This window comes from Polyangium sp. 15x6 (genome assembly GCF_029960785.1).
Taxonomy (GTDB): domain Bacteria; phylum Myxococcota_A; class Polyangia; order Polyangiales; family Polyangiaceae; genus Polyangium.
In genome coordinates this window covers 136,306-150,214 of record NZ_JASBQE010000012.1, presented here as the reverse complement: position 1 = coordinate 150,214, position 13,909 = coordinate 136,306, and the positions used below count along the sequence as shown (strand labels likewise).

Below are 13,909 nucleotides of genomic sequence, written 5' to 3'. Positions count from 1 at the left end.
CAGAAAGGAAGGTTTTCCGACCGGCATGGACTCCGGACGGGGGCTGCGCTACGCGTGGGCCCCACGGATGTTGAGCGAGGCCGCGTGGGAACAGGCGACGGATCCCGAGGCTCGAAGCCTCCTCCTTCCGTCCGCCGCGGCGAACCCGGAGCGCGAAGGTGCCATCCGTGATCCGGGCGAGGCGTCCGTCGAGGCGCTGGAGCTCTCGCGGGCGCTCGGGCTGTCGATCACGGTCGCCGACGCCCTGTTCCGTGCGGGTCGTCGCGCCGACGCCGAGACGCGCCTCTTCCTCGATCCGCGCCTCGCCCACCTCACGCCGCCCGACGCGATGGCCGATCGCGAACTCAGCGCCGACCGCCTCGCGCGGGCGATCCGCGCGCACGAAAAAATCGCGGTCTTCGGGGACTACGACTGCGACGGGATCACGTCGTGCGCGATCGTGACCGAGGTGCTGCGCGCGCTCGGCGGCGACGTCGTGCCGCTGCTCGCGACACGCAAGGACGGCAGCTACGGCTTCAACGCGAAGGCGCTCGAGCGCGTGCGGAAGACGGGCGCGACGCTGCTCGTCACGTGCGACTGCGGATCGAGTGATCACGATCGGCTCGCGACGGCGCGGAGCTACGGCATCGAGACGCTGGTGATCGATCATCACCTCGTGCCCGCGGAGCCCTTGCCCGCGATCGCGTTCTTGAATCCGCATCGGCCCGAGTGCGGCTTCCCGTTCAAGGGGCTCGCTTCGTGTGGGCTCGCGCTCTCGCTCGGCGCGGCGGTGCGTCGGGCGCTCGGCGCGAACCTCGACATGCGGCAGTGGCTCGATCTCGTGGCGATCGGGACCGTGGCCGACGTCGCGCCGCTCGTCGGCGACAACCGCGCGCTCGTGCGGGCGGGGCTCGCGGTGCTCAGCCAGGGTGCGCGTCCGGGCCTCAGGGCCCTGGCCGAGCTCGCGCGGCTGGATCTCGGGCACGGCGTGAGCGCGGACGACATCGCGTTCCGCATCGCGCCGCGCCTCAACGCGCCGGGCCGACTCGAGGATCCGGATCTCTCGCTCGCGCTCCTGCTCGAGCGGGACAGCATGCGCGCGGCCGGGATCGCGGCGACGATCGAGCAGCTCACGGCGCAGCGGCGCGCGATCCAGGAGGAGATGATCGGGCAGGCGCTGCGCGAGATCGAGGCGAACGGGTGGGCGAAGGAGCCGGCCATCGTGCTCGCGCGCGATGGGTGGCATCCGGGGATCGTGGGGATCGTGGCGGGCCGCGTGGCGTCGAAGTACGGCAAGCCCACGATCGTCGTGGCGCTCGACGGCGGATCGGGCCGCGGATCGGTGCGTGGGCCGGCGGGTTTTCCGCTGCACGACGCGCTCGTGCTCTCGCGCGCCGGGCTCGTCGGGTTCGGCGGGCATCAGGCCGCGGCGGGCGTCGAGGTGCGCGCGGATCGGGTCGAGGCCCTGCGCGTGCTCTGGTGCGACGCGGCGATCGCGCTCGGCGCGATGAAGTTTGGCCCGCTCGAAGGCGAGGCGGACGTGCGCCTCGACGATCGGGACGAGCCGGCCGTGGTGGCGCGTGATCTCGAGCGGCTCGAGCCTTGCGGGCAGGGCAACCGCGCGCCGCGGGTCCTCGTGCGTGGGGCGCCGGTGCGCGTGTCGCGCATGATCAAGGGCCACTTGAAGCTCGAGATCGCGCTCAAGCGGCACGTGATCGGCGCCTTCGGCTACGAGCTCGGGAGCCTCTCGCGTGGCCTCGCGGGCGGGCGCGTGGACATCGTGGGGCGGCTCCGGCGCGACACGTTCCGGGGCGGCAGCGCGGTCGAGATCCGCATCGATCGCGTGGAGCGAACGAGCTAGGAGGGATGACCGTGAGCGCTCCGATCATCCGGTTCCACGACGTACGCAAGGCGTTTGGCCCGAAGGTCATCTATCGCGGCCTGAACCTCGAGGTCTTCCCGGGCGAGACGCTCACCGTCATCGGCGGATCGGGCGTGGGCAAGAGCGTGATGCTCAAGCTCTTGATCCGCCTGCTCGAAGCCGACGGTGGGTCGATCACGTTCCACGGCGAGGACATCACGCAGATGAAGGAGGCGAAGGCGCGCCTCATCCGCCGTCGGATCGCGATGCTGTTCCAGGGCGCGGCGCTCTTCGACTCGATCTCCGTGGGTGAGAACGTCGCGTATGGGCTCCACGAGCACTATCGCGACGAGATGACCGAGTCGCAGATCGCCGAGCGTGTCGACTGGGCGCTCTCGCTCGTGGGTTTGCCGGGCATCGAGGCGATGCGGCCCTCGGATCTCTCGGGCGGCATGAAGAAGCGCGTCGGGCTCGCGCGGGCGATCGCGGTCCAGCCCGAGGTTTTGCTCTACGACGAACCGACGACCGGCCTCGACCCGATCAACACCGAGCGCATCAACCACCTGATTCGTGGGCTCAAGAAGGCGCTCGACGTGACGAGCATCGTGGTGACGCACGACATGAAGAGCGCGTTCACGATTTCCGACCGCATGGCCATGGTGCAGGCGGGCGAGATCATCCTGTCCGGCCGGGTGGAGGACTTCCAGCGCTCGACGGACCCGCGGGTGAAGAACTTCATCAACGGCATCGCCCCGGTCAACGAGGACGTCGAGACGCTCCTCCGCGCGTGACGACGGGCGCGTCTTCGCGCATGATGGGGGGCGTGGCGGCACAGCTTGGCTATGCCAAGCGACGCCCCCACTGTCGAACAGGGAGCAGATGAACAGGTCGCGCGACGTCAAGGTCGGGCTCTTCGTGCTGGCGGGGCTGCTCTTCTCCGCGCTCGTGATCTTCTTGATCGGCGATGAGCGACGCTTCTTCAGCTCGTCGGTGAAGTTCACGACGACGTTCTCCGACGTGCAGGGCCTCAAGCCCGGCGCGCCGGTGCGTATGGGCGGCATCGACATCGGCAACGTGAAGAAGGTCGGGTATCGGCCGGGTCAGGCGGAGGCCGTCGTCTACGTCGAGCTCGACGTCGTGAAGGCCGAAGCGGAGCGCATCCGCAAGGACAGCATCGCGCGCGTCGCGGCGAAGGGCCTGCTCGGCGACAAGATGATCGAGATCTCGAAAGGCAAGTCGCCGGAGGCCGTGCCGCCGGGCGGCGAGATCTTGAGCGAGGAGCCCACGGATCTGATGGGCATCGCGCAGGGCATGACGTCGAAGGCCGATGCGGCGCTCGGCAACATCTCGAAGATGAGCGAGAGCCTCGCGGACGAACGGCTGCACCAGGATCTGCGCGGCAGCGTGGCGTCGGTGAACAAGCTGCTCAAGGACGTGTCCGAGGGCGAGGGGTACCCGAGGAAGTTCCTGACGGACAAAGAGGAAGCCGAGCGGATCTCGCGCACGCTGCAGAACCTCGACCGGGCGGCCTCGGAGCTCGCGCTCACGCTGGCCGAGGTGCGCGGCGTGGTGACGCGCGTGAAGTCGGGTCCCGGCTTCGCGCACGAGGTGATCTACGGCGACGGCCCGCAGAAGGAGATCGCGCAGTTCGGCGCGGCGGCGGGCGAGGTCGCGAGCACGCTGAAGGGCATCCGCGAGAGCGACAGCTTCGCGCACGACGTCCTCTACGGCGGCAAGGGCAACGGCGCCGAGGCCCTGGCCAACGTCACGGCGATGACCGCGGATCTGCGGGCCATCGTCGCCGACGTGCGCAAGGGCAAGGGCACCGTGGGCGCGCTGCTCGTCGATCCCTCGATTTACGAGGACGTCAAAGCGATCGTCGGCAACGTGAGCCGCAACGACATTCTCCGCGCGCTCGTGCGGTACTCGATCAAGCACGACGAGAAGAAGCCGGGCGTCGAGGTGACGCCGGGCAAAGAAGAGTCGGCAGCGCAGAACAAGTAAATAAGCGCTTCATGAAGCGGCCCGCGCGGCGCCCTTCGTGGGCAGGGCCGCGCGGAGGCGCGCGACGCCTTCGTGGATCTCGCGCTCGTCGAGCGCGGCGAAGCCGGCCCGGAAGAAGGGGCGCGAGCGGCCGTCGAAGGCGTACCTCCGCGCGGGGTGAATCACGACGCCACGATCGAGGGCGCGCGCGGCCCAGGTGTCGACGTCGATTCCCGGCGCGACGCGGACCCACATGGCCATGCCGCCGGGCGGTGGGGCGAGCTCGACAGCGTCGCCGAGGTGTTTCCGTAGCGCGTCCGTGAGGACGTCGCGCCGCGCCTGGTAGATGCGGCGCATGCGGCGCGCGTGGCGCTGCACCTCGCCGTCTTCGAGCAGCTCCGCCACGGCGCGTTCGAGCGCGAGATCGCCCTGTCGATCGACGAATGTGCGGATCGCGGCGAGGCGCTCCACGAGCGGCGCGGGCGCGACGACGAAGCCGATGCGCAGGCCCGGCGCGAGGATTTTCGACAGCGTGCCGATGTAGATGACCACGCCCGCTCGATCGGCGCTCGCGAGCGGCAAGACCGGGCGGCCGTCGTAGTGGAACTCGTGATCGTAGTCGTCTTCGAGGATCGCGATGCGGTGCGCGCGCGCGAGGTCGAGGAGGCGGATGCGGCGCGCGGGCGAGAGCAAAGCCGTCGACGGGTACTGGTGATGCGGCGTGACGTAGACGGCGCGCACGGACTCGCGGGCGACGAGCGCGGCGAGGGCGTCGACCGAGAGCCCCTCCGCGTCGACGGGAAGCGGCACGAGGCGCGCGCCTGTCTGCGCGAGCGCTTCCCATGCGGGGTGGTATCCGAGCGCCTCCACCGCGACCACGTCACCGGGCCGGAGTAGCGCGCGCGCAGAGAGATCGAGCGCCATCTGGCTGCCACGCGTGACCAGCACGTCCTCCGCCGACGCGCCGAGGCCTCGCACGGCCGCGAGCATGTCCGCGAGCGCCGCGCGAAGCCGCTCGTCCCCGCGTGCATCGCCGTACTCGAAGACCCGCCGCGCCGAGTTGCGGAGCACGCGCCGGTACGCGCGCGCGAGGACCTCCGTGGGCAAGAGCCGCAGATCCGGCATGCCCCCCGAGAACACGATCGCGCCCGGCGGGACCTCGTGCGTGAAGCTCGCCGCAGAGACACGCGCCGGGAGATCGAAGCCCGCGCGCGCAGCGATCGTGCCGAGCGTGGTGGCCGAGGCGCGGCGCCGCGGGACGTCGGGCATCGTGGTGGAGACATAGGTCATCGTCGCGCTGCGGGTCTCGACCCAGCCTTGCGAGGCGAGCTCGCGGTACGCCGCGACGACGGTGTTGCGATGGACGCCGAGCGATCGCGCGAGCGCGCGGCTGCCGGGGAGCGCGGCGCCGGGCCGAAGTCGGCCGCGGCGGATGTCCTCGATCAGGGCGCGCGTGATCTGCACGAAGAGCGGGACGTCGGGAGAGGGCTCCAGGGCGAGCTCGAAGGGATATGCGCGCACCCGACTGGTCTACCCGATTTCTCGGAACTGGTCCTTCTCGGGGTACCAGCTCCGGCCCACCTTCCGGCCATGCGTAGGGAGATCTTCCGGATGGATCGTGCGAGCGCGGTCGCGCTCCTCGCGCGCGCGCCCGTAGTGCACCTCGGCGCGACGACGCCCGACGGCGAGCCCGTGCTGCGCGTCGTGCACGGCGTCGTCGTGGGTGATCACGTGCTCTTTCACGGCGCGCCCGTGGGCGAGAAGATGGACGTCATCGGCAGGCGCGCCGTGGTCTCGGCGGAGGAGATCGTCGCCTCGATCCCGAGCTACTTCGTCGATCCGGAGCGCGCGTGTCCGGCCACCACGCTCTACCGGAGCGTGCAGGTGCACGGGACGATCGAGCGCATCGAGGCGCCGCACCTGAAGGCCGCGATGCTCGCGGCGCTCATGGAGAAGCACCAGCCCGAGGGCGGGTACGTGCCGATCGACGCCGAGCATCCGCTCTACAAGAAGGCCATTGCGGGCGTGCTCGTGCTCGGCGTCTCCCTCGAACGACTCGATGGCAAATCGAAGCTCGGGCAGAACCGCACGCCCGCGGAGGTCGGCCGTATCCTCGAGCTGCTCTGGGCGCGCGGCGCGCCGGGCGACGCGGCGGCGATCGATCTCGTGCGCGCGGCGAGCCCGTCCGCGGCGGTGCCATCGTTTCTCGAAGCGCCCGCGGACACGACGCTCGTGTGCGCGATGGGGGAGGCGGACGCCGACGAGGCGACGGCGCTGCTCGTCGGCACGTACTGGTGCGAAGGCACGCCGCCCGATCGCATTCGAAAGAGCTTGCTTGGTTCGTCCGCCTGGGTCGGCGCGCGGGATCGAACCGGCACGCTCGTGGGGACAGCGCGCGCCATCGCGGACGGCGCGCGGCGCGCCTGGATCTACGACGTGATCGTCGCGAACGCGTGGCGAGGCCGCGGGCTCGGCCGCGCGCTCATGCGACTCTTGCTCGATCATCCAGCGGTGCGCGGCGCGGAGACGGTGCTCTTGCGCACGCGGGATGCCATGAAGCTCTACGAGCCGTTCGGCTTCCGGACGCGGCACGTGCACCGGACGGATGGGCAGGAGGTCCACGAGATGATCCTCGGGCGAACGGGAGCGAGCGGAGAGGCCGCCTGTCCGCTTGCGTCGGCGGGGAAAGGCACGTAGTGCAGTGAGAAGGGTCTCTAGAGATGCCTCGTAAGCTCGCTGATCGTCTCTCCGCCGTGGCCCCGAGCGCCACGCTCGCGATGGCCGCTCAGGCCGCTCGCCTGCGCAGCCAGGGCCACAAGGTCTTCCCCTTCAGCGTCGGTGAGCCGGACTTCGAGCCGCCTCGCCACGTGCTCGACGCCGCGAAGGCCGCCATCGACAAGGGCGTCTCGCATTACACGGCCGTCACCGGCACGCCCGAGCTCAAGGCCGCCATCTGCGCCGCGACCGAGCGCGACCGCGGCTACCGCCCCGCGCCGAACGAGATCACGGTGTCGTGCGGCGCGAAGCACGCGCTCTTCAACGTGGCCCTCGGCCTCTACGAGCCCGGCGACGAAGTCGTGATCCCCGCGCCGTACTGGGTGAGTTACCCCGAGCAGGTGCGCATCGTCGGCGCGACGCCCGTGATCGTCGAGACGCGCGAGGATCAGGGCTTCCGCATGGATGCGGCGTCGCTCGAGCGCGCGATCACCGAGCGCACGAAGGCCATCATCCTCTGCACGCCCTCGAACCCCACGGGATCGGCCTACGCCGAGTCGGATCTGCGCGCGTTGCTCGACGTCGTGCGCCGCCACGACCTCTGGCTCGTCGTCGACGAGATCTACGCCGACCTCACCTACGACGGCTTCCGCCACATGTCGGTGCCCGCGATCGCCGAGGATCTACGGAGCCGTACGATCGTGATCTCCGGCGTGAGCAAGACGTACGCGATGACGGGTTGGCGCATCGGCTGGAGCATCACGCCGCCCGAGCTGTCGAAGGTGCTCGACGTCGTGCAGAGCCAGAGCACGACGAACGCGACGGCCGTCGCGCAGGTCGCGGCCGCCGCCGCGCTCTCGGGCCCGCAGGACGCCGTGCGCGAGATGCGTGATGCCTTCGCGAAGCGCCGCAGTCGCATGATCGAGGGCCTCCGCAGCCTCCCCGGCGTGCGCTGTAGGATGCCCGAAGGGGCCTTCTACGCGTTCGCCGACGTCCGGGGCCTCTACGGCATCCCGTACAAGAACGGCACGATCCAGACCGACCTCGACGTCGCGATGTGGCTCCTCGAAGAGGCGCACGTCGCGAGCGTCGCGGGCACGCCGTTCGGCGCGCCGGGCTACGTGCGGTTCTCGTACGCCTGCGCGGAGAGCGACATCGAGGGAGGAATCGAGGCCATCCGCGCGGCCATCACGGCCGCCCGCGGCGGGGGTTGAAAACTTCCGAGCGTCCCCATCATCAAAACACTTGTCGGACGACATGGCTTGAGCTAGTCATGTCGCCGTCGTCGAGACGCGGCGGGCACCCCGCCAAACTCTCGTACGGGCGCATAACTCAGCGGTAGAGTGCGTCCTTCACACGGACGAAGTCACAGGTTCAAATCCTGTTGCGCCCACCACCCACCCAACCTCGTTGACCTTGCTCCCCCCGGAGCCCTCGCGAGGTTCACTGCTTGGATGAGCTCTCCTGATCGAGCCGCTTCGTGATGGCGTCGATCGTCGCGCGAAGCTCCTTGCGATCACCGAGGCACGCGAAGCAGTCGGTCTGGCGATGCCAGCTGCAGCCCTTCGTCGCGAGCAAGGGCTTCAAGTGCCCGAGCGCGCGCTCGTCGCCTTCCTTGGCCGCGCGCGCGAAGAGCTTCTTGCGATCACATCCCGCCGCCGCGCGCAGATCGTTCGCGACGAGCAGCCCAGGTCCCGCGAGCTCCTTGACCTTGGGATCCGTGAACAACCGGGTCGCGCGCTCCTTCGGAAACTTGCCGAGGCCCGACGCGCTGAGGAGCTCGTAGAGCAACTCGGGCCCACGCGAGCCCATCTCCTTGCCCATGATGTCGAGCGCCGTCGCCGCGACGTCCACCGGCCCATTCGCCACGATCAAGAGCGCCTGCTTGACGTCCGGATCCTTTGCCATGTCCGGCGCGACCGTGAGGAGCTTGCGCACGGTCGTCATCGCCTTGGCGTAGTTCGTCTTGTCGCGCGTGTACGCGCCGACGAGCGCCCGGAGCACCTCGGGATCGTCGGGGTACCGCTCCGCGAGCGTCGCGAGCGTCGTCGCACCCTTCGTCCGCGCTGCATCGAGCTCCTCCGCCGTCGCGCGATTCGTCGTCGCCGTCGTCGTCGTAGGCTCCTTCGTCACGACCGGCGCCGACGCCACGATCACCGGCGACGCATCCTGCGCCGAGCCCGCGTCGCTCACCGCCGCCGCGGACGAACTCTGCTCGAGCGCGTCGATCGGCGCCGTGCCACGCAGCATGATCGCGAGCGCGACGATGCCCACGACGCCGACGAGGCCCACGCCCGCGAGCGCCACGGCCAGCGCGCCTCGACTGCGCGTCGGCGCAGGACGCGCGCGCGGCGCCTGTCCCGGCAAAGCCGGCGCATACACGGTGGCTGCCTCGGCGATCACGCCGCGCTCTGCGCCCTGCCTGGAACCCGACGACCCAGCGCCGCTCATTCAGGTCCGCATGATACGCGGCGACGCGCGGCGCGCACCATGCCGCTCGACGGGTTTAACAGATGGACACGACGCATCCGCCCGCGCTGCGAAGCGCGCGTGGCGGTCATGAGGAGGAAGCGGGCGGGGAAGAGAGGGGAGGAGGTCGAGCGAAGCGCGGGCGGCCGGATCGCAGCCGCCCGCGGCGGATCACTCGTAGTCGTCGCCGCCCGAGGGGGGCTTGGGCGCGGCCGGGGCCGGCTTCGGCTTCTCCTCGGCCGGCGTCGCGGCGGGCTTGGGCTCGGTCTTCGGCTCGGCCTTGGGCTCGGTCTTCGGCTCGGCCTTGGGCTCGGTCTTCGGCTCCGCGGTGGGCGCCGCCGTCGCGGTGGGCGCCGCTGCGCTCGCCGTCGTGGTAGGCGCCGCGTTCGCCGAGGACGCAGGCTCCGGCGCGGCCGACGCCGAGGCTGCAGGCACGACCTCCGGGGTCGGGGCGGGCGTCGGCGCCGCCTTGACCTCGGGCTTGACCGTCGGCTGGACCTGCGGGGTGGGCGCGGGCGGCGTCTCGTTCTTGCTCTGGCCGAGCGCGAGGAAGAGACCACCGCCGATCGCCGCCGCGATGAGCAGGATCGTCAAGATGCGGCCACCACCGCCGCTGCTCTCCTCGACGGGCTCGGGGGGCGGAGGCGCCGCCTTCGCCGCGGCCGCCTTGGGCTTCGCGCCGCCGCTCTTGCCTTCGCCTGCCTTCGCCTTCGTGCCGCGCACGTCGACGGTCTTCGCCTCGCGGCGATCGTCGCCGTCGCTCTTCTTCGTCGCCCCGGCCTTGCTCTCGGGCTTCTTCGAGACCGGCTTCTCGGAGTCGGCCTTCTTCTCCTCGGCCTCGGGCTCCTCGGCCTTCGCTTCGGCCTTGGGCTCTTCGGCCTTCTCCTCGGCCTTGGGCTCCTCGACCTTCTCCTCGGCCTTGGGCTCTTCGGCCTTGGGCTCCTCGGCCTTCGCTTCGGCCTTGGGCTCCTCGGCCTTCTTCTCCTCGACCTTGGGCTCGGCCTTCTTCTCCTCGGCCTTCTTCTCCTCGGCCTTCGGCGTTTCCTTGGCGAGCTCGATCTTGCCGCCGCTCACGTCGTCGAGCGAGCTGCCCGTGCCCGCGAGCGCTTGCTTCAGGAGCTCCGCGGCCTGGCGCATCACCGTGCGCTCCTCCGGCGGCGGCATGTCCTGCTCGGGCGTCGTGGACGGGAAGAACCCGCCGCCGCCGCTCGAGTCGCTCTTCTTCTCGTCGGCGCCCGTCGTCGGCTTGCCCGCGGCCTTCGCCGCAGCGCCGACCGCGCCGAGCCCGAGCATCGTCGACGCGCGCGGACCGGCCTTCGCCGCGGCCGCCGTGGGCGCAGGGGTCGCTGCGCCGTCGCCGTCGTCGCTCGAGCCTTCGGGTTTGCCCGCGTCGTACGCGTTCGGGCCACCCTTCTGGTTGTCGACGAGGCGCTGGATCATCGCCTTCGAGTCGTCGTCGATCTTGATGAACTTCACGCCCATGCCGCCGGGCGACTCGTCCGTCGACTGATCCGAATCGCGCTTCCAGACGACGCGGCCCACGCCGCTGAGCACGGACTTCTCCTCCTGGATGCGGATCTCGAACTTGAGCAGCGTCCCGGGGGGGAAGGGCGACGACGTCTTGATGAAGATGCCGCCCTTGCTCACGTCATGTGAATGGTTCTCGATGAACTCGTCGACGGTGGCGCTCTTGTAGCGCACGGTCATCGAGAGCACCTTCGCCCGCGGGTCCTTACGAGTGTCCTCAGCCATCAGGGTAGAGCTCCCATCTCGATCAACGAAGGGTCGCTCCGGGTCGCCCCGGCGCGAGCAGCGGCGCGGATGTTACCTTGAGGTCGCGCACAAACCCAACTACGTTGTAACGGCCTCCGGCCGGAAACTTTCCGTGCCCTCGTTTGCCCAGAGACGCCCGCACGCTCGGGCTCGCTCGCCGATCCCGCGGATCGAGCGCGCCGCGCATGTGTCGCCTCTACGATAGAGATATCATTTCCGCATGTCCGTTCGGGACCACTTCCGCGCGCACGGACGAAAGCGCATGGAGCTCGAGGCCACCCTCCTCGACCAGGAGGGCCGCGCCCGCGGCGTCACCATCCGGGATCTCGGCCTCGGCGGCGCCGGCATCGAGGTCCTCGAGCGTGACAATTCGACCAGCCCGGGAAATGAGCTCACCCCCGATACGTCCGTCACCCTCGAAGTGACGACGCCGTCGCTCTGGGACCCGCTCCGCTTGAACGGCACCGTCGCCTGGATCCGCCGCGGCACGCCCGGCGGTCGTCGCACGCGGGCCGGCATCCGCTTCGAGCATCACGACGCAGGCACGCTGCTGTCGTTGTTCCAGATCCTCTCGTAGCTACGCGCGTCGAGCTTCACGCGGCACGCGAGGACTTCGAGGCGGCGCGTGAACGACGCGAGCGCCGGCGTGGAGCTTCGCGCGATCGCTTCGACGTTCAGGAGAGCAGCCGCGCGCGGTGCCCTTCCTGGTTGTAGCGGATGGCGTAGAGACCGCCGAAGAGCGCGGACACGCCGACCGTGAACACCCAGAACAGAGGCGCGAAGATCAAGCTCGCGCCGAGCACCCGCCCGAACAACATCACGAGGAGCGACGCGGCGAGCACCACGCGCAGCGGCGCGGCGTACGCGAGGCCGATCCCGGGGACGAGCGCGCCGAGCACGACCGCGAGCGTCACGCTCTTCCGCGTCACCGTGAGCGGGCTCTGCTGCACGTACGTCATGGGCGCGGGGCGAGCGACCTGCATCGGCCTTGCCTCGCGCCTGCGCGCGCGCGGCGCGGTCGTGGAGAGGCCGCGGACGCGGTAGACGACGAAACCCTCGTTCTCGTCGACCTCCAGATCGACCAGCCCCTCGCGAGCCATCCTGTCGAGCTCGCGCTGCACGCGCGCGGGCGGTGTCCGCAGGTGCGCGACCACGTTGGCCACGGTGAGCGGAACTCCGCGGCTGCCGAGCTCGATCACCTCGATCTGGAACCTCTCGTAGCTCACCGTGATCTTCTAGCGCTCGCCGACGAAGGTCGCAGCGCGTCGAAGATCGTTGGTGTACGGACGAATTTTCGTGGAAGAGTCGGGTCGCACGTCGGTCGACGTGGACGAAATCAGAAGGCGAAGACGGGGCCGAGGGAGGGCGCGATGACCACGGCGAACGTGGTCAGCATGAACATCGCCTTGATCTCGGCGGTCACGCCGAAGTTCGGCGTGATGGCGTAGGTCGCGCCGCCGCCGACCGAGATGAAGTTGAGGCCCGAGATCTGGTACGCATCGAGCTCGCGCTGAACGGCCGACCGGTTGCCCGTGCCCGGGCACTGCGCGTCATCGTCCTCCGGCGCGATCGCGTCCTCGCCGTTCTTCTGGAGCCGGTCGCAGACGGTGACGGGCACGGACGACGAGACCTTCGCGAGGCCGACGCCGAGGAAGCCGAACGGACGGACCTTGCCCTGCTCGAACTGGCTGCCGCCGAACGAGTACCAGGCGCGCAGCTCGCCGTGGATGGGCGGGAAGTTGACCATCTCGGGGTGGAGCGGGTTCGGCGGCTGCTGATCGGACGAGGGATGCCCGCCGAACGCAATGCCGAAGCGGAGGCCTGCGCCGATCGAGCCGGCGCCGAGCTTGGCGAGCTCGCGATCGTACGAGGCGAACGCCCGGCCGCCGGCGAGCCCGAAGCCGCCCTGGATGCCGTTCGTTCCCGTCGCCGAGATCGGATCGCCGAAGAAGCGATCGGTCGTGCCGGCGTGGAAACAGTAGTACGTGTCGTTATCGCCGGAGCAGACGTTCTCGGCGCTGCTGATCAGCATCAGGTCGAGCTGACCGCCGAGCCCGATGATGTTCTTCTTGCCCTTGCCAGCGGGCTCGGGGCCGGTATCGCCGTCCTCGCGCTTGCCCTCTTCGCACTGGCCGTTCTGGCAGATGAGCCCGGCCTGGCACTCTTGATCGGCCTCGCAGGTCGCGCCCCAGCCCTTCTCGCCGCGCTTCTCCTCCTTGGAGGTCTTCTCGCAGCCCGGCAGGCCCGGCGGACAGTCTTCCTTCGCCTTGCACTGCCGCGGGGGCTTCTTGCCCGGGAGCGAGGGCTCGTCGCCCTCGATCTCGCGCTTGATCGCAACGCGGTACGGATCCTTCTGCGAGCCCGCCTTGAGCTGCTCGCCGCCGTCGTCCGTGACGACGATGTAGTACTTGACGTCGCCCGTCGTGGTGACGTCCGCGCACGGAATCTCGGCGCCCCAGCCCTTGCCGACGCGCTGCATCTCGAGCGAGGTCCACTTCGAGGCGCCGAACGGCTTGTACCGCAGCGTCGCCTTCTCGACCGTGATGTCGTCGCCGATCTCGATGTACACGGGCACGGGCGTGTTGACCGCCTGCTCCGGGATCGGCGTGTGCTCGAGATCCCCGCCGGGCTTGTCGCCGCCGTCCTCGCCGCCGTCCTCGCTGCTCGGCGGGGGCTTCGACGGGCCGGTGGGCTTGCTCGGCTTCGCCTGCTTCTTGGCCTCCTCGAAGGCCTTCGTCAGCTCGGGCGTGGTGAGCGACTCGATCAGCGCGGCGGAAGGGTCGGCCTTGAGGGCCTCGATGAACTCTTCCTTGGCCTTGTCGAGCTTGTTCGAACCGCCATAAACCGTGCCGAGCGCGATGTGCAGCTTGCCTAAAACCTTTGGGCTGCAACCATCGTCGCCGCACTTCTTGAGCGCGTCCTTGAGCTTCTTCTCGGCCTTGTCGAACTCGACGGCGAGGTAGTCCTCGTCCATCGCCTGGTCGTGGAGCTTGAGGGCCTCTTTGTCCTTCTCGCCTGCCGCGAAGGCCGTGCTCGGATAACCACAAAGGCCACCCACGAGAACGGCGGAGAGCGCAAAGGCAGCGAACGACCCAAACGGACGAAGATACACGGCGGTCTGTCCTCCGG

At 69.8% G+C, this 13,909-nt stretch carries 11 protein-coding genes and 1 tRNA gene; 7 read left to right on the top strand and 5 right to left on the bottom strand.

Features of this window, described 5'->3' with window-relative positions:
- Positions 1-25: 25 nt before the first annotated feature.
- From recJ to QHF83_RS12055, 3 genes are all read left to right on the top strand, one after another.
- Complete coding sequence (recJ, locus tag QHF83_RS12065) at positions 26-1,840, top strand: single-stranded-DNA-specific exonuclease RecJ (RefSeq protein WP_282417938.1); 1,815 nt, start codon at positions 26-28, stop codon at positions 1,838-1,840.
- 11 nt (positions 1,841-1,851) lie between these two features.
- Positions 1,852-2,631, top strand: a complete 780-nt coding sequence (locus QHF83_RS12060) for an ATP-binding cassette domain-containing protein (protein ID WP_282417937.1) — start codon at positions 1,852-1,854, stop codon at positions 2,629-2,631.
- Between the two features lie 88 nt (positions 2,632-2,719).
- Positions 2,720-3,844: an MlaD family protein gene (locus QHF83_RS12055; RefSeq protein ID WP_282417936.1), complete on the top strand. Its 1,125-nt coding sequence runs from the start codon at positions 2,720-2,722 to the stop codon at positions 3,842-3,844.
- 9 nt (positions 3,845-3,853) lie between these two features.
- Here QHF83_RS12055 and QHF83_RS12050 read toward each other — a convergent pair whose 3' ends face one another.
- The gene (locus QHF83_RS12050) at positions 3,854-5,344 is read right to left on the bottom strand and encodes a PLP-dependent aminotransferase family protein (protein WP_282417935.1); all 1,491 of its coding nucleotides are present in this window, start codon (positions 5,342-5,344) and stop codon (positions 3,854-3,856) included.
- A 90-nt stretch (positions 5,345-5,434) separates the two neighbouring features.
- Between QHF83_RS12050 and QHF83_RS12045 the strand changes: the two genes are divergently transcribed.
- From QHF83_RS12045 to QHF83_RS12035, 3 genes are all read left to right on the top strand, one after another.
- A complete protein-coding gene (locus tag QHF83_RS12045; protein ID WP_282417934.1) occupies positions 5,435-6,520 on the top strand; it encodes a GNAT family N-acetyltransferase in 1,086 nt (361 codons plus the stop codon).
- A gap of 23 nt (positions 6,521-6,543) precedes the next feature.
- A complete protein-coding gene (locus QHF83_RS12040) occupies positions 6,544-7,752 on the top strand; it encodes a pyridoxal phosphate-dependent aminotransferase (RefSeq protein ID WP_282417933.1) in 1,209 nt (402 codons plus the stop codon).
- 107 nt (positions 7,753-7,859) lie between these two features.
- Positions 7,860-7,934: transfer RNA gene (locus QHF83_RS12035), tRNA-Val, on the top strand.
- 47 nt (positions 7,935-7,981) lie between these two features.
- Here QHF83_RS12035 and QHF83_RS12030 read toward each other — a convergent pair.
- Positions 7,982-8,989: a hypothetical protein gene (locus QHF83_RS12030; RefSeq protein WP_282417932.1), complete on the bottom strand. Its 1,008-nt coding sequence runs from the start codon at positions 8,987-8,989 to the stop codon at positions 7,982-7,984.
- Between the two features lie 189 nt (positions 8,990-9,178).
- Positions 9,179-10,759 (bottom strand): TIGR02266 family protein, encoded by a 1,581-nt coding sequence (locus QHF83_RS12025; RefSeq protein WP_282417931.1) that lies wholly within the window; start codon positions 10,757-10,759, stop codon positions 9,179-9,181.
- Between the two features lie 241 nt (positions 10,760-11,000).
- On the opposite strand from QHF83_RS12025, the gene QHF83_RS12020 reads away from it, so the two are divergent.
- Positions 11,001-11,357: a PilZ domain-containing protein gene (locus tag QHF83_RS12020; RefSeq protein ID WP_282417930.1), complete on the top strand. Its 357-nt coding sequence runs from the start codon at positions 11,001-11,003 to the stop codon at positions 11,355-11,357.
- A 97-nt stretch (positions 11,358-11,454) separates the two neighbouring features.
- Here QHF83_RS12020 and QHF83_RS12015 read toward each other — a convergent pair whose 3' ends face one another.
- The gene (locus tag QHF83_RS12015) at positions 11,455-12,006 is read right to left on the bottom strand and encodes a hypothetical protein (protein WP_282417929.1); all 552 of its coding nucleotides are present in this window, start codon (positions 12,004-12,006) and stop codon (positions 11,455-11,457) included.
- A gap of 110 nt (positions 12,007-12,116) precedes the next feature.
- Positions 12,117-13,892: a hypothetical protein gene (locus QHF83_RS12010; protein WP_282417928.1), complete on the bottom strand. Its 1,776-nt coding sequence runs from the start codon at positions 13,890-13,892 to the stop codon at positions 12,117-12,119.
- Positions 13,893-13,909: the final 17 nt, after the last annotated feature.

Coding starts and splice junctions, on each gene's coding strand:
- QHF83_RS12030 (WP_282417932.1), bottom strand. CDS start 8,989: ATGAGCGGCGCTGGGTCGTCGGGTTCCAGGCAGGGCGCAGAGCGCGGC.
- recJ (WP_282417938.1), top strand. CDS start 26: ATGGACTCCGGACGGGGGCTGCGCTACGCGTGGGCCCCACGGATGTTG.
- QHF83_RS12045 (WP_282417934.1), top strand. CDS start 5,435: ATGGATCGTGCGAGCGCGGTCGCGCTCCTCGCGCGCGCGCCCGTAGTG.
- QHF83_RS12055 (WP_282417936.1), top strand. CDS start 2,720: ATGAACAGGTCGCGCGACGTCAAGGTCGGGCTCTTCGTGCTGGCGGGG.
- QHF83_RS12020 (WP_282417930.1), top strand. CDS start 11,001: ATGTCCGTTCGGGACCACTTCCGCGCGCACGGACGAAAGCGCATGGAG.
- QHF83_RS12025 (WP_282417931.1), bottom strand. CDS start 10,759: ATGGCTGAGGACACTCGTAAGGACCCGCGGGCGAAGGTGCTCTCGATG.
- QHF83_RS12040 (WP_282417933.1), top strand. CDS start 6,544: ATGCCTCGTAAGCTCGCTGATCGTCTCTCCGCCGTGGCCCCGAGCGCC.